Below are 15647 nucleotides of genomic sequence, written 5' to 3' on the forward strand. Positions count from 1 at the left end.
CCCCACTTGACGAGCTTCCCCCTATGCTCCCGATTTTTATAACAAAAAGGGGCCAAAGGCCCCTCGATTATAACGGCTTATCGCGCCAATAGCGGTCGTAAAAAACGAGCTGTATGAGACTCTTTATTGGTGCAAATCTCTTCCGGCGTCCCCGTCACCAAAATACGGCCACCACCTGCCCCTCCCTCCGGTCCCAAATCGACGATCCAGTCGGCAGTTTTTACCACATCAAGGTTGTGCTCGATGATGACGATGGTATTACCGCGATCCCGCAACTGGTGCAGTACCTTGAGCAGTTGCTGGATATCGTGGAAGTGCAACCCGGTGGTCGGCTCGTCCAGAATATAGAGGGTCTGGCCGGTATCCCGTTTGGAAAGCTCGCGCGCCAGCTTGACCCGCTGTGCCTCGCCGCCCGACAAGGTAGTAGCAGACTGGCCGAGACGGATATAGGAGAGGCCCACGTCCATCAGGGTCTGCAGCTTGCGCGCCACCGCCGGTACCGGATCGAAGAACTCGCGGGCATCTTCCACTGTCATCTCGAGGATTTCGTGGATGTTCTTGCCCTTGTACTTCACCTCCAGGGTCTCGCGGTTGTAGCGCTTGCCCTTGCAGACGTCGCACGGCACATAGACGTCCGGCAGGAAGTGCATCTCTACCTTGATGACCCCATCCCCCTGACATGCCTCGCAGCGCCCCCCTTTCACGTTGAAGGAGAAACGGCCCGGCTGATAACCGCGCGAACGCGCCTCCTGGGTACCGGAGAGCAGCTCGCGGATCGGAGTGAACAGACCGGTATAGGTGGCCGGGTTGGAGCGAGGGGTACGGCCGATGGGGCTCTGGTCGATATCCACCACCTTGTCCAGATGCTCCAGCCCCTCGACGCTGCGATAGGGCGCCGGGGTGGATTCGGTGGCCTTGTTCAGCTCGCGATGAGCGATGCGGAACAGGGTGTCGTTGATCAAGGTCGACTTGCCGGAGCCGGAAACACCTGTAACGCAGGTCATCACTCCGATGGGCAGATCCAGGTTGACGTTGCGCAGGTTGTTGCCGCTCGCCCCCTTGAGTTTCAGCCACTTGCCGGTGAGCGGGGTGCGCTCGGCCGGAATGGCGATCTGCTTGCGGCCGGAGAGGTAGTCACCGGTCAGCGACTCCGGATTGTCAATGATCTGCTGGGGGGTGCCCTGCGCAACAATTTCGCCGCCATGCACACCCGCCCCCGGGCCGATATCCAGCACATGGTCGGCGAGGCGAATGGCATCCTCGTCGTGCTCCACCACGATCACGGTATTGCCCAGATCGCGCAGATGGGTGAGGGTCTTGAGCAACCGCTCGTTGTCGCGCTGATGCAGACCGATGGAAGGCTCATCCAGTACGTACATCACCCCCACCAGACCGGCACCAATCTGGCTGGCCAGTCGAATGCGCTGCGCTTCGCCACCTGAGAGGGTCTCGGCGCTGCGCGACAGGCTCAGGTAGTTGAGACCCACATTCACCAGGAAGCCGAGCCGCTCGACGATCTCTTTCAAGATCTTCTCGGCAATCTGGGCGCGCTGGCCGGTGAGGTTCAGCCCCTCGAAGAAGGCCAGTGCATCGCCGATGGACTGCTCGGCGATGGCCGGCAGGTTGCGGTTATCAACGAAAACGTGGCGCGCCTCCTCCCGCAGTCGGCTACCACCGCAGCTGGTACAGGATTTGTTGGCTATGTACTTGGAGAGCTCTTCGCGTACCGAGTTGGACTCGGTTTCCCGGTAGCGTCGCTCCATGTTGTGCAGGATCCCCTCGAACGGGTGCTTGCGCACCACCACGTCGCCGCGGTCGTTCATGTAGCGGAACTCGATCTCGGTGCGACCTGAGCCGCGCAGGATCACCTCCTGGGTCTTGACCGGCAGATCTTCCCACGGCGTCTCCAGATCGAACTTGTAGTGCTCGGAGAGGGATTTGAGCATCTGGAAGTAGTAGAAGCTGCGCTTGTCCCAGCCACGGATGGCGCCGTTGGCTAGGCTGATGGCCGGATCGCCGATCACCTTGGCCGGGTCGAAGTACTGCTGCACGCCCAAACCATCACAGGTGGGACAGGCACCAGCCGGGTTGTTAAAGGAGAAGATGCGCGGCTCCAGCTCCGACATGGAGTAGCCACACTCCGGGCAGGCGAAGTTGGCGGAGAAGGTCATGGGGGCAACCCCCTCCTCGCCGTCCATCGGCACCACCAGCACGATGCCGCCGGAGAGGGTCAGCGCCGTCTCGAACGACTCGGCCAGACGCAGCGCCAGGTCCTCACGCACCTTGAAGCGATCCACCACCACCTCGATGGTGTGCTTCTTGTGCAGCTCCAAAGTCGGAGGATCGGAGAGATCGCACACCTCGCCGTCGATACGGGCACGGATGTAGCCCTGGGCCGCCAGATTCTCCAGCAGCTTGGTGTGCTCCCCCTTGCGATCCCGCACCACCGGAGCCAGCAGCATCAGCTTGCTCCCCTCCGGTTGAGCCAGCACCTGATCCACCATCTGGCTGATGGTCTGGGCGGCGAGCGGAATGGCATGGGTCGGGCAGCGCGGCTCACCGACTCGGGCGAACAGCAGACGCAGGTAGTCGTAGATCTCGGTGATGGTGCCGACGGTCGAGCGCGGGTTGTGGGAGGTGGACTTCTGCTCGATGGAGATGGCGGGCGAAAGCCCCTCGATATGGTCAACGTCCGGCTTCTCCATCAGGGAGAGGAACTGGCGGGCATAGGCGGAGAGGGACTCCACATAGCGGCGCTGCCCCTCGGCATAGAGGGTATCGAACGCCAGAGAGGATTTGCCCGAACCGGAGAGGCCGGTGACCACGATCAGCTTGTCGCGGGGCAGGGTCAGATTGATGTTCTTGAGGTTGTGGGTGCGAGCACCCCGGACCACGATCTTTTCCATCTTGTTGCACGCTCGATACAGAAACTTGAGCGAGTCAGTATGGCATAGAGACTACTGGATGAATAGACAGTCATGAGATGAAATGCGCATCATCCGGCGCACCCCATCTGCTCTTTTTTCTCCACCAGCAGCCGCTCGTTTTGCCATATCCGGGCGGTGACCTCGACCCGATAGGGGCAACGCAAACCCAGCCCTATTTTGCCAACCGCCATGACCACTCCAGCCTGCAGCGACAGATTACGGCTCTGACGCTGAGTCGTGCTCCCGGCGGCCCCTTCGCCATACACCAGCAACCTGAAGCTCACCTTCAAGTTGCGCTTGCTGAGCAGCGTCGGTGCAAGTGACAGCCCCTGTTCGCTCTGCACCATATTGAGGGACAAGCGGATCGACGGATCGGGTTCTATCTCGGTTTCCCTTGCAGTTGCTGGTGAAGGAACGCGATAAACCAGCATCAACCCACAGAGCAGCACCAACAAAAGAGGGGCCCGCAGGCCCCTGAATCCGGAGATGACCATCAGTTGCTACCAGCCCCTTGATAGACATAGGCATGGTTATCGCTGCCCAATACGGTCACATTGGCAGTATTGAAGCTTTCGTTTTGCACCACATCAACGGTGTTGCGCCCCCCACCAACCCCAGCATTGACGTAGACATTAGCCTCGTGCTCAGCGCCGTTCTGGGTCACGGTGAGTTTGTTCTCGCTACCCAAGTAGGACTCAACCTTGGCATTGTTCAGCTCACCATCCTGGGTCACTTTGACCACAGACTCAGAGTGAGACGCATCGGCATAAGCCCAGTTGTCAGTACCTGTCTGAGCAACGACCAGCTCGTTGTCCGAGCCCCAGGTCCATGCGCCTTTGCCTTCACCATCACGAGCAGATGCAACCTGGTTGCCAGTTCCGTTCTGGTCGATATCGATGGTATTGCCGCTGCCTGCTTGTTGCACTGCATTGGCATAGTTGTCATTGCCTACCTGATCAATGGTGACCGCACCATCGGTACTGCTGGCTAACTGATTAACCACGGCCTTGTTGTCATCACCTATCTGGTTGATCAAGGCATCATTGCCAGTACCTTGCTGGTCGGTCTCAATACGGTTGCGATTACCATCTTGTTTCAACTCAGCAAACTCGCTGCTACCACTCTGTTTTGCCAGCAGGTGGTTGCCCTCCCCGGCATCAGATCCTTGTTGCAGGGTCACCACCTTACCGCCGGTTCCACTTTGCTCAATAGTCGCTACGTTGGCACTATCGTATTGAGTAACGTCTGCATTGTTCAAAGAACCACTCTGAGTCACCACTGCAGATGTTCCTTCCGCCGGTGCATAGTCATAGTTACCGGTTGCCTGCAGCACCTTGGTGATATTGCGCTCTCCACGTTGTACCACTTCGGCGTTGGCTCCATCAGCCGCTGTCTGGGTCACGTCAGCCTGGTGAGCCCCCCCCTCTAGCTGCTGTACACTCGCCCGAGCGAAATCGGATATCTGGTTATTAATGACAGCCCGATTACCATCCGAGATTTGAGTGATCCTGGAGTCAGCTCCGTCACCATTATCTTGCTTGATCTTGGCGTCGTTGCTCTCCCCATCTTGAACAACCCCGGCGACCGCACCGCCATTCTCAAATTGCTGAATCACATCAGCAAAGTTGTCGTTCCCCTTTGTATCGATGGAGGCTTTGGAGAGGTTAGTGTCACCTTGTTGCAAGATGTAACCCTTGTTACTGTCACCTACCTGCCGAGTATCGGCATCTGACTGGCCGGTATTCTTTTGAGTGGTAACAGCTGTGTTGTTGTTACCAGCTTGATCAATGTTAGCCTTGTTATCGACGCTTCCCACCACCTGGTTAATGGTGGCGGTATTGCCGCTCTGGGCCTGGTTCACCGTAGCCTGATTGCCAGTAGATGCCGCCCAAGCGGTGCTGGTCGCCAGAAGAACTGCCGAGGCAATGATGGTACGTTTAAACATGATTTCCCTCTCGTGCTAATGGTTGAGCCTAGGCTCAGTTGGTTTGAACGACATTTACTTGCTGATTGGCTCCCGTCTGAATAACGGTTGCCGCCAATCCGTTACCGTTTTGCTCGATGCTGGCCAGATTGCCATCACCCAGCTGGATCGCCCGGGCCTGATTGTCTGCCCCTTGCTGACTGATCCAGGCTTCATTGCCGCTGCCTTGTTGCAGCAGCCAAATCCGGTTATTGATACCCGCCTGATAGAGCTCGGCGCTATTGCCTTCGCCCAGTTGCGCGCCATTGACCCAGTTCTCATCTCCCACCTGGGAGAGCGCCAACTCATTGGCCCAACCCTGTTGCAGCAGGCGCGCCTGATTCAGCTCCCCTTGCTGGGTGAGGTGCAGTTGCTGCTCGCTACCGAGTTGCCACAACAGCGCCTGATTCCCATCGCTCTGCAGACCGGAATCCAGCTCGCTTGCCATCGCCAGCTCGTCGAAAACGGCAGGCTCTGCGGCGAGTTGCGGGGCGCCCGATATCAGCAGGAAAAAGAGAGCACTCAACAGGTGTTTCATCGCGCCATCGCCTTGTTGGAAAACGCCCACAGTATCCCTGTCAGACCAGAGGCGGCCTATCAGGCACTCCGCTGATTCGAGGATGAAAAGCGCCGCCCTGTCGCTGAGCAGAAAGTCTTAATTCGTATTCGATGGAGGCCAAAAAAATGCCCTCCACCTGGGAGGGCATTGTGCGAGCGGGAAAACTCAAAGCAGCGGGGCATTGTCTTGCAGGTACTCCTGCAGGATCGGATTGTCGATATCCCGCTGGTCAGCCAGTTGCCACAGATTGTCCCGCACGCCATTGGCTATTAGCCGGATCACCCCGGACTCGATAGCCGACATGACACACATCTGTACCGGTTCATTGGTGCTGAAACCGGCCTCGGCCTCCAGCAGGCGCTTGTACTCGACGAAACGGAATACCCCGGCCTGCACCTGTTGCGACAATACGGTCTTGGAGGTGGTGACACTGTTCAGGATCCGGCCTGAACGGATATCGACGGCGCGCAGATTGACCGTCACCTGATCGACCCGATACTCCCCGCTGGCGCCGATGCCAAAATACTTGGCCCCCGCCCCGCCGGTTCGTACATTGCTGTCATAGGCGACGATCCCCCCCTCGATCAGGATGTTGGCGGCAACTAGCGAGGGCAGTTGATTGGCATTGTTGCCGGGAACGTTGGGCTTGTTCTGGGCCGCCCGCACAATCTTGCGCTCGGTCAGCAGGTTCTGTAGCCCTTCCCGCTCCAGCGGCACAAACCATTGAGAGTCCCACAAGGCCGTGCTCAGCATAGCCACCCCGCCCTGGGTAACTGCCGTGGAGAAGTTGGAGGCCGGTGCAGGCAGGTACTGACCGGTCTGATCGCGAAAATCGTAGACGGCCGCGACAATTTTCCCTTTTGGCTTGGGCAGACTGATCAGCTCCTTGTAAGAGACGGATCGCGGCATCAGGGTTGCCTTCTCATCGGCAACGGGTGAGCCGATATGGGTCGCACAGCCAGCCAGCGCAAGCAGGGGCACTATCAATAACAGTTGTCGTTTCATCGCGCCCTCAGTCGGCAATCAGGCCATTCACTTCGATCATGGTGGTCTGGTTGGTCACCCGGTCGGTGATCGAAACCACCAGGGTGCCATCTTCATCCACCACATTGATGGCAAAATCATCGGTCACCAGACTGCCGCTCTGGCTGCCATCCTTGCCGATATCGGCCAGCAGCTGGCTGATCAGGCGGGATTGCAGGTTGGAGGTCAGGCGATCCAGCGCCGAGGTGCCGCTGCTACCGTTGCCACTGGCGGGATCCTTGTAATCATTCTGCGCATTGGCGGTGCCAAGCAGATGACTGCTGTTGAGAGGGTTACCCCCAAAGCTGGGGTTGACGGGGCGATAGACAAGCTCCGACGCATGGAGCGTTGGCGCTATCAGTGCAGCAACTAGCCATAACCGGGCACGCATGAGAAATATCCTTATAGTTCATCATGTTCCAAATCGAAGGTATCCATGAACAGGGTCGCGATCTTCTGCTGTTCGAGGGTCTGCCTGACCTGTGACCAAGCCAGTTTGGCGCTCTGCTCCTGCTGATTGCGGCCAGGAGAGAGTGCGGTTTTAAAAATCACCTTCCGGTTATGGGTGATCCAGATCTGGCTGCCCCAGCGAGCTGTCGGGCGCTCATGAATCGTCAGATTTTCTCTGGCATCCGGGTCTTCATCGCTGCGCAACCGGGTAAATTCGTTATAAAAGCCCTGACCGAAGCGGGTAAAGGTGCGATCCAGCACCAGACCATCCACATCCAGCCGATCACTCTCCTGCTCCGGCTGTACCGACTCCAGCGGTGCATCGGCCTCGGCCGCCACAACGGTCGTGCAGCCCCAGAGCAGCGCGAGGCAACACGCAAGAGAGAACGCTTTCATCAGTGGGAGTCCGGAGCATCGAGATACTCTTTGGCCCAGCTCACCGCCTGGATCCGGTTCTTCACATTCAGCTTTTTAAAGACGTTATAGAGGTGGGATTTGACGGTGTGCTCGCTGACAAACAGGCTGTCGGCGATCTCGACATTGGAGGCGCCCGTCATCAGATAACGGATGATCTCCTGCTCTCTGGCTGTCAACAGGGTGTCGTTACGCAGCAGGTAGCTATTGCCCTGGCGATAGTATTCGACCAGCTCGCACAGCAGGTGGCGCGGCATCCAGTACTCGCCCAGCAGGATTTTCTGCAACCCGGCAACCAGCCGGTCGAGCGGATCCTGACGGAAAAACAGACCGCAGATCTGCGGCCACATCAGCAACAGGTCGCGATCCGTCGCAGTGGGAGCATTGAGCAGCACAGTGGTCGCCATGCCAAAGCGTTCGGAGATCGCCCGGTTCCAGCCCAGTGACTGGCCAGAGCGGATATAGTCGAGATCGATGAGAAACAGCGTGCCGTCACACTGGTTATCTAGCTGATTAATCTCGTGGATTAGCTGGACGGGACGGCTCAAATGAGAGATGAGGTATGCAGCAAATGTGCTGGCCTGCACATTATTTTCAGTGACCAGTGCGATCGGGCATGCGGCTTTCATTGTGTGCTCTTCCTTGAACCTGTAAACCACCTAATCTGGCCGACTGAGTCTACCAAGGAGGTATGGGAGCACAATATTAAAAAAGTATGAGAATGGATCTCATAAATATCGTAACCATATGTTTTTAGTCGATTTAAAAACCGATTACAATTCGCCAATCAGCCAGCATAACAGGAATATATGGCAGAAATGTGATGCCGGACGCGCCGGAAACAGCTGCAACCAGACTATCACTACAGCAGGAGCCAACAGTTGCCTTTGGCACATCAAGCCGGTTAAGGATGCTGCCAATCCGCTTCGCAACTGTTACTATGACCGTCACATGCGTCTGCGGGACATTGCGCCCCGCACACAGCAACTAATCAGGTATCTAGTCGTGTTGGACCAGGTTTCGACCTGGCCGGTAAATAAGGTGGAAGAGAGATTATGGCCAGTCGAGGCATCAATAAAGTCATTCTGATCGGTAACCTCGGGCAAGACCCGGAAGTACGCTACATGCCGAGTGGCGGTGCTGTGACCAACATTACTCTGGCCACCTCTGAAACCTGGCGCGACAAGCAGACCGGTGAGCAGAAAGAGCGCACCGAGTGGCACCGCGTCGTCTTCATGGGCAAGCTGGCCGAAGTGGCTGGCGAGTACCTGAAGAAGGGCTCCCAGGTCTATGTGGAAGGCAAACTGCAGACCCGCAAATGGCAAGATCAGAGCGGCCAGGAGCGCTACACCACTGAAGTGCTGGTCGACAGCTTCACTGGCGTGATGCAGATGCTGGGTGGCCGTCCGCAAGGCGGTCAGGGCATGGGCCAGAACATGGGTGGTCAATCCCAGGGTAACTGGGGTCAGCCGCAGCAGAGCATGCCTGCCCAGCAGCCGATGAATCAACAGCGCCCGGCGCCTGCTCCGCAGCAGAACATGCAGCCGCAAGGCGGTTATGGCCGTCCTGCCCAGCAGCCGCAATCTGCGCCGCCGGTATATAACGAGCCGCCGATGGATTTCGACGACGATATCCCGTTCTAAGAACAGAATATTGAAAAGGCCCTGATAACTCAGGGTCTTTTTTTATGCACTCAGGCTGAACCTCTCAGCCCGAAAGGGATATAACGCTTTATGGTTGCCTCCCCTACAGTGATGGATATCCTCCACAGGAGCGCTTTGTGAAAAGTGCAATGAAACTGCTCACCCCTTTATTGCTAATGCTGACCAGCATGCTCTCCGGCCAGTTGCTGGCAAAGCCACTCAAGGTCGGGGTCAGCTTTGCCATCCCCCCTTATGTCATCGAAGGCGAGAATCGCGGCATTGAGCTGGATCTGCTGAAAGAGGCGTTCGCTGGCAGCGGCTATGAGCCCAGCTTTGAATTTCTGCCGCTGGAGCGCACCTTCCGACTGTTCGAGTCAGGAAAGCTGGATGCCATCATCAACGTCAGACCCGGTATGGTTGATCCTCACGTTCTGACCCAGCCCGTTATCACCTTCCATAACCGGATCTTCACCCTGCGCAGCACCCACATCAGTACTCTGGACGACCTGCATTCAAAACGGGTCACCGTTTTTCAACGGGCAAGGATCATTCTGGGGGGGGCATTCGCCACCATGGCCAACCAGAATCCCCACTATGAGGAGGTAGCCAAGCAGCAGGTGCAGGTACATCAGCTAATGCGCGGCAGGGTGGATGCAGTCGTACTGGAGGAGCGGGTGTTCTACTACTACCTCGACCAGCTGATCGCCACCGCCCAGGCAGGCGAGCACTACGAGCGCAATCAGGTCAGGCAAGCAGACCTCTTCCCGCCCACCGTCTATCACTTTGCCTTCCGAACGGCCGATGCCCGCAATCTGTTTGATAAGCGCCTTGAGGCGATGCATCAGGATGGTCGTTATCACCAGATTTTCGCGGCTTACGGCGCCACGCCGTGAGCCACAAACATAAAAGCCAGCCGGTAAGGGCTGGCTTTGTACTGGCTCCGAAGGAACAGCAGTAGGGGAGCGTTACTTCATTGCGCTGCCGTTTTTCAGTTCTGCTTTCTGACGTTTGGCTTCGCGTTTCTCTTTCAGTGACATCTGCGGTTTTTTCTTGGCATCTTTGCCGTTGTGATGTTCTTTGTTACTCATCATCAAACTCCAAAAATGTTACCCAGACAGTTGGTTCCTCATGGGAGCCAGCATGCCATCCGAATCATCAACTTCAGTACGCTTGGTGGGATGGTGCAAGACCATCACCAGACCCAGCATACCCTCCAGCGGCATCCGGATCCAGCCTCATTCTCGTCCAAAAGATGTCGCGCGCAGCCCCTTGAGCGGGGAGGCCAAAGGACCTCGACAGGAAAGACCAGAAAAGAGTAATTCGCATTATTAAATGTTGTCACGCTTATATTAATCCATCGTTACCTAGATATTTTCACGGAGAAATATAAATCCCTCTCACTATTTATTGCCGCGCAAGAGGTCACCATTTTAATAAGCATTCGCAATATCATTGGAAACATCAAATTACAACACCGAATAGGTTATTTCCGGTCAGCCGGATATAATGCGCGCCGCACCGAAATATCCGTTTTTATTCAGGAAGCTGTACATGAACAGAAAAACCAGAGCCGCCATGGTGTCGGTCTGCTCCAATATCAGTCTGATCATCATGAAAATGGTGGCCGGTTTCGCCAGCGGCTCGGTCAGTATCATCTCGGAGGCGATCCACTCCGCCATGGATCTGGTGGCGGCCCTGATCGCCCTGTTCGCGGTGAAAAAGTCCGATCTCCCGCCCGATGAACGCCACCCCTATGGTCACGACAAGATTGAAAATGTCTCCGGTGTCATCGAAGCACTGTTTATCTTGCTGGCCGCGGGCTGGATCATCTTCGAAGCCGTCGACAAGCTGATCACCCCCAGCCCGATCGAAAGCATTGGCTGGGGCGTGCTGGTGATGGTGATCTCGGCACTGGTCAACAGCGGTGTCTCGGCCTACCTCTACAAGGTGGCCCGAGAGGAGGAGTCGGTCGCGCTGGCTGCCGATGCGCTTCATCTCAAGGCGGACGTGCTCACCTCCGCCGGGGTCGCCGTCGGTCTTGGCGGGATCTGGCTGGCCGGTCTATTCGGCCATTCACTCGCCATCCTAGATCCGCTGGTCGCCATTGCGGTCGCCATCTTTATTGTTAGAGAGGCGATCAGCATGCTCAACGAGGCCTTCCAGCCGCTGATCGACCAGAGCATGAGCCCGGAAGAGCTGGCGATGACCAGCCGCATCATCACCGAATGCTGCCCTGCCGCCAGCGGTTTTCACGATCTGCGCAGCCGTCGTGCCGGTCGTCGCCGCCATATCGACTTCCATCTCACACTGCCCCCGGAGATGAGCATCGGTGAAGCTCACGATATCTGTGATCGCATCGAACACGCCATCATGGCGCAGCTGCCCCACGCCATCGTGCTTATCCACGTCGAGCCGGAGGAGCAAGAGCAGCCCTCGCCGCTCGCCATAAATTGAAATGTGGCAAACAGGCGGGAAAGTGGCCGCGAAATAACGGAAAGTTGGCACAAACCTGCATTTTTACTGCCGGAAAGCCGATTGCATAAGAAGTGATCGGCACAACTGTGTTAGGGTGTCTAACCACCCTGCCGCAGGAGCGCGCCGTGAAAAAGCTGGAAATGAAAGATCTGACCGAGGCCGAAAAAGCCGAGATAGCCTTGTTATTGCAAAAGGCACAAGCCAATGCAGACCACCAGCTGACCAACGGAGAGCGGAACAAGATCCGCGAAGAGGGTCGCCTGAAAATTGTGGCGGACCGCGCCGAAGCAGCCAAGGCTGCCTCCAAGCTGGCTCGCGAGAAAGCCAAAGAGCGTGCCAAGAACCAGGTACTGCCGGAAACCTTCAGCTGGATTGATTCGGTCAGCAACAAGTTTCGCAGCAAGCGCTGATCCCTTCTTGCAAAACGCCCGCTGGCAGTTGGTGCCAGCGGGCGTTTGCATGTCTGGGCGATGCTCGATGCGCCAGATTTGGCGCTGCCATTGATTTGCAGCTCAGAAGCTAATCGCAGCAGCTAAGAAGTGATTTACATTGTGAGTTAGAGAGAACGACAACTGACAATCCCCATCTATCGCCACCTTTTCATTTTTTCTCATATTTTTTGCCAGAACTGGCTACATAGTCAGGACAAAAAAGCCGAATCTGGCTTACCACAGGGTGATATGAGTCTGCACTGATTTTTCTATGCCGTTGAAATGCATCATGTTTACTATAAAAAATGATATTTTTGGCTGTTACAAAACATTAATATCGAGATAAAGTTTGCTTTAAAAATGAGAGCGTGTTTTAATCTTTCTCGATGGTTCGGCAGTTCAGACCTGATTATGTTAGGCAGTCATTTTAGTAAAGCAGTGATTAGCATAAGCGTTATCCTCGGATAATTCTTATCAAATAATTCTCCTTCTTTAGTGCTCCCCATACGTATTGCTGACGAAAAATCAAAAATTGCCATTTAGGTGGCATTCAACACTATTTAAGGAAATTATTATGTCTAACAAAATGACTGGTACCGTTAAGTTCTTCAACGCTGAGAAAGGTTTTGGTTTCATCTCCCCGGCTGACGGCAGCAAAGACGTGTTCGTACACTTCTCCGCTATCCAGTCCACCAGCTTCAAAACCCTGGACGAAGGTCAGCGCGTTGAGTTCACCATCGAGCAAGGCCAGAAAGGCCCGGCTGCTGCCAACGTAGTTGGTCTGTAATTCAAGCCGGAGCATGCTGCTGATGGCTCATGCCAACTGCTGACAGCTCTGCAAGAATTTAAAAAAACCCGCTTAGGCGGGTTTTTTGTTTTTCCCCGCTTTTTCCTCACAGATCTCCCCTCCCCCGACCGCTTGATCCCTCCCTTACACGCTCTCACCGCTTGAGTCTTAGAATGAGTTCCGAATGGACTCAAAATGTAAAATAGTGACGAAAAAGTCAGGTTATCCGCTGTATTTGCCGCGAATTCTTGCTATTTTGCGCGCCACCAACGCAAACGATTTCCTTCACACTTTCAGGATTAGTTATGGCAAAGCAAGATATGGCCGCCCAAACAGGGACAGGCGGCTTTCTGGACTCTTATTTTTCCATTTCTGCGCGCGGCAGCAGCGTGCGTCAGGAGCTGGTCGCGGGGCTGACCACCTTCCTGGCGATGGTCTACAGCATCATAGTGGTGCCGAACATGCTGGGCGCTGCCGGCTTTGAGCAGGGCCCGGTGTTTGTGGCCACCTGTTTGATCGCCGCCTTCGGCTCCCTGCTGATGGGGCTGTGGGCCAAGCTGCCGATGGCCATCGGTTGCGCCATCTCCCTCACCGCCTTTACCGCCTTCAGTCTGGTACTGGGTCAGGGGTTGAGCATTCCGGTTGCCCTGGGCGCCATCTTCCTGATGGGGGTGCTGTTCACCCTGATCAGCGTCACCGGCGTGCGCCAGTGGATCCTGGACAACCTCCCCTCCGGCATCGCTCACGGCACCGGTATCGGGATCGGTCTGTTCCTGCTGCTGATCGCCACCAACGGCGTCGGCATGGTGATCAAGAACGAAGGGGCCGGTCTGCCGGTTCAACTGGGTGAAGTAACCTCCTTCCCGGTGATCATGACGGTGCTGGGTCTGGCCGCCATCTTCGGTCTGGAGCGTCGCAAGGTGCCGGGCGGCATCCTGATGGTGATTATCGCCATCTCCATCCTCGGCCTTATCTTCGACCCGAAAGTGACCTGGCAGGGCTTCTTCGCCATGCCGAGCCTGACTGGCGAGAAGGGCTCTCTGGTAGGCAGCATGGATCTGCTGGGCGCCCTCAATCCGGTAGTCATTCCGACCGTACTGGCGCTGGTGATGACCGCCGTGTTTGACGCCACCGGCACCATCCGTGCCGTGGCCGGACAGGCGGGCCTTATCAACGAACGTGGCCACATCATCAGCGGCGGCAAGGCCCTGACTGCCGACTCCGTCAGCAGCATGGTGGCAGGCGCCGTAGGTGGTGCTCCGGCTGCCGTCTACATCGAATCCGCCGCAGGCACCGCGGCCGGTGGCAAAACCGGTCTGACCGCAGCGCTGGTCGGCGTGCTGTTCCTGCTGATGATCTTCCTCTCCCCGCTGAGCTATCTGGTACCGGCTTACGCCACCGCACCGGCCCTGATGTACGTCGGTCTGCTGATGCTGGGCAACGTCACCAAGCTGGACTTCAGCGACTCGGTCGATGCCCTCTCCGGCATGCTGTGTGCCGTCTTTATCGTGCTCACCTGCAACATCGTGACCGGCATCATGCTGGGCTTCGTGGCGCTGGTCATCGGTCGTCTGTTCGCTGCCGAGTGGAAGAAGCTGAACGTCGGCACCGTCATCATCGCCGTGGCACTGGTGGTCTTCTATGCCGGTGGCTGGGCCATCTAACCCGCCCGCATATTCCGGTTGTAGCGAAGGGCCCTGCGGGGCCCTTTTTCATGGCTGTGAGTCAGCTAACAGTTTCCCGCCCGCTAGCTCTGCGCCGTTTCAGATTGAAACACCTATACCCCTTCTGCTGTTTCAAATCCGAACCAAATCGCCCGTCATTTTTATCCCTTTTTCTGTCGTTAGACTGGCTCCATCAACCATTTGCCCACCCGAGCGGTGGCAAGCCAAGGAGTGAGCCATGAAGAAACTGATCAATGCCGTCGATGCCGTGGTCCGTGAACAACTGATGGGGATGGCAGCCGCCCACCCCGAGCTCAAGGTACGTATCGAACCCCACTACATCACCCGCGCCGACTCCCCCGTGATGGGCAAGGTGGCGCTGGTCTCCGGCGGTGGCAGCGGCCACGAACCGATGCACGGAGGTCTGGTGGGCAAGGGGATGCTGGATGGCGCCTGCCCCGGCGAGATCTTTACCTCTCCGACCCCGGATCAGATGTACGAGTGCGGCCAGGCCGTTGATGGCGGCGCGGGCGTGCTGTTTCTGGTGAAGAACTACACCGGCGACGTGCTCAACTTCGAAACTGCGGTCGAGCTGCTGCACGGCGATGGTGTAAAAGTGGGCTTCGCCCTCATCGATGACGACGTGGCGGTCAAAGACAGCCTCTACACCGCCGGTCGCCGTGGGGTTGCCACGACCGTGCTGTGCGAGAAACTGGTCGGTGCCGCCGCCGAGGCGGGCTACGATCTGGCGCGTTGCGAGGCGCTGGCCCGTCGCATCAACAACCAGAGCCGCACCATAGGCGTGGCCATGCATGCCTGCACCGTGCCTGCCGCAGGCAAGCCCTCCTTCACCTTGGCCGACAACGAGCTGGAGTTCGGCGTCGGTATCCACGGCGAGCCGGGCATCGAGCGTCGCCCCTTCACCGACCTCAATACCCTGGTGGACGACATGTTCAGCGAGCTTGCTGACAATACCCCCTATGGCCGCACCCTGCGCCACTGGGATCGCACCAGCGGCAGCTGGCAGGAGGAGCACACCTTTATCGAGCCGCTCAACAAGGGCGATCGGGTTATCGCGCTGGTTAACAGCCTCGGCGGCACCCCCATCTCCGAGCTGTATGGCATCTATGGTCGCCTTGCCACCTTGTGCGAAGAGGCGGGCATCCATCTGGTGCGCAACCTGATCGGCCCCTACTGCACCTCCCTCGACATGACCGGCATCTCCATCACCCTGCTCAAGGTGGATGATGAACTGATGACCCTGTGGGATGCCCCCGTTCACACCCCCGCCCTGCGTCGTGGCTGCTAAGG

Annotated in this window: 16 protein-coding genes; 7 read left to right on the forward strand and 9 right to left on the reverse strand. The window is 57.1% G+C overall.

Annotation, left to right across the window (positions count from 1 at the left end):
* Positions 1–77: 77 nt before the first annotated feature.
* The 8 genes from uvrA to VF684_RS09630 form a co-directional block, all read right to left on the reverse strand.
* Positions 78–2906: an excinuclease ABC subunit UvrA gene (gene uvrA / locus VF684_RS09595; RefSeq protein WP_064341415.1), complete on the reverse strand. Its 2829-nt coding sequence runs from the start codon at positions 2904–2906 to the stop codon at positions 78–80.
* 89 nt (positions 2907–2995) lie between these two features.
* The gene (gene csgH, locus VF684_RS09600; RefSeq protein WP_374884325.1) at positions 2996–3421 is read right to left on the reverse strand and encodes a curli-like amyloid fiber formation chaperone CsgH; all 426 of its coding nucleotides are present in this window, start codon (positions 3419–3421) and stop codon (positions 2996–2998) included.
* A complete protein-coding gene (locus tag VF684_RS09605; RefSeq protein ID WP_257699638.1) occupies positions 3421–4872 on the reverse strand; it encodes a curlin in 1452 nt (483 codons plus the stop codon). The genes csgH and VF684_RS09605 overlap by 1 nt, the downstream gene beginning before the upstream one ends.
* Positions 4873–4906: 34 nt before the next feature.
* Positions 4907–5428, reverse strand: coding sequence for a curlin (locus VF684_RS09610; protein WP_257688027.1), 522 nt, complete (start codon positions 5426–5428; stop codon positions 4907–4909).
* A 186-nt stretch (positions 5429–5614) separates the two neighbouring features.
* Positions 5615–6454 carry a CsgG/HfaB family protein gene (locus VF684_RS09615; RefSeq protein ID WP_005355003.1) on the reverse strand — a complete coding sequence of 280 codons (840 nt, stop codon included), beginning with the start codon at positions 6452–6454 and terminating at the stop codon, positions 5615–5617.
* Positions 6455–6461: 7 nt separating this feature from the next.
* Positions 6462–6863, reverse strand: a complete 402-nt coding sequence (locus VF684_RS09620) for a curli assembly protein CsgF (RefSeq protein WP_150389798.1) — start codon at positions 6861–6863, stop codon at positions 6462–6464.
* Positions 6864–6874: 11 nt separating this feature from the next.
* A complete protein-coding gene (locus VF684_RS09625; RefSeq protein ID WP_440174177.1) occupies positions 6875–7318 on the reverse strand; it encodes a curli production assembly/transport protein CsgE in 444 nt (147 codons plus the stop codon).
* Positions 7318–7965 carry a LuxR C-terminal-related transcriptional regulator gene (locus VF684_RS09630; RefSeq protein WP_042080923.1) on the reverse strand — a complete coding sequence of 216 codons (648 nt, stop codon included), beginning with the start codon at positions 7963–7965 and terminating at the stop codon, positions 7318–7320. Before VF684_RS09630 ends, VF684_RS09625 begins: the two co-directional genes overlap by 1 nt.
* A 426-nt stretch (positions 7966–8391) precedes the next feature.
* Between VF684_RS09630 and VF684_RS09635 the strand changes: the two genes are divergently transcribed.
* Positions 8392–8979 carry a single-stranded DNA-binding protein gene (locus VF684_RS09635; RefSeq protein ID WP_005340181.1) on the forward strand — a complete coding sequence of 196 codons (588 nt, stop codon included), beginning with the start codon at positions 8392–8394 and terminating at the stop codon, positions 8977–8979.
* Positions 8980–9128: 149 nt separating this feature from the next.
* Positions 9129–9872, forward strand: a complete 744-nt coding sequence (locus VF684_RS09640) for a substrate-binding periplasmic protein (protein WP_440174206.1) — start codon at positions 9129–9131, stop codon at positions 9870–9872.
* Positions 9873–9944: 72 nt separating this feature from the next.
* Here the strand turns inward: VF684_RS09640 and VF684_RS09645 are convergent, their stop codons facing one another.
* On the reverse strand, positions 9945–10070 hold the full coding sequence (locus tag VF684_RS09645; RefSeq protein WP_019445191.1) for a hypothetical protein: 126 nt from the start codon (positions 10068–10070) through the stop codon (positions 9945–9947).
* Positions 10071–10530: 460 nt separating this feature from the next.
* On the opposite strand from VF684_RS09645, the gene VF684_RS09650 reads away from it, so the two are divergent.
* From VF684_RS09650 to dhaK, 5 genes are all read left to right on the forward strand, one after another.
* Positions 10531–11433: a cation diffusion facilitator family transporter gene (locus VF684_RS09650; protein WP_376899128.1), complete on the forward strand. Its 903-nt coding sequence runs from the start codon at positions 10531–10533 to the stop codon at positions 11431–11433.
* 146 nt (positions 11434–11579) lie between these two features.
* Complete coding sequence (gene yjbD, locus VF684_RS09655) at positions 11580–11864, forward strand: DUF3811 domain-containing protein (RefSeq protein WP_005340165.1); 285 nt, start codon at positions 11580–11582, stop codon at positions 11862–11864.
* Positions 11865–12459: 595 nt separating this feature from the next.
* Positions 12460–12672, forward strand: coding sequence for a transcription antiterminator/RNA stability regulator CspE (gene cspE, locus VF684_RS09660; protein WP_005316548.1), 213 nt, complete (start codon positions 12460–12462; stop codon positions 12670–12672).
* A 305-nt stretch (positions 12673–12977) separates the two neighbouring features.
* Positions 12978–14336 carry an NCS2 family permease gene (locus tag VF684_RS09665; RefSeq protein ID WP_019445188.1) on the forward strand — a complete coding sequence of 453 codons (1359 nt, stop codon included), beginning with the start codon at positions 12978–12980 and terminating at the stop codon, positions 14334–14336.
* Positions 14337–14574: 238 nt separating this feature from the next.
* A complete protein-coding gene (gene dhaK, locus VF684_RS09670; RefSeq protein ID WP_323915367.1) occupies positions 14575–15645 on the forward strand; it encodes a dihydroxyacetone kinase subunit DhaK in 1071 nt (356 codons plus the stop codon).
* Positions 15646–15647: the final 2 nt, after the last annotated feature.

This window comes from Aeromonas sp. Lyrl_2 (assembly GCF_051948815.1).
GTDB lineage: Bacteria > Pseudomonadota > Gammaproteobacteria > Enterobacterales > Aeromonadaceae > Aeromonas > Aeromonas veronii.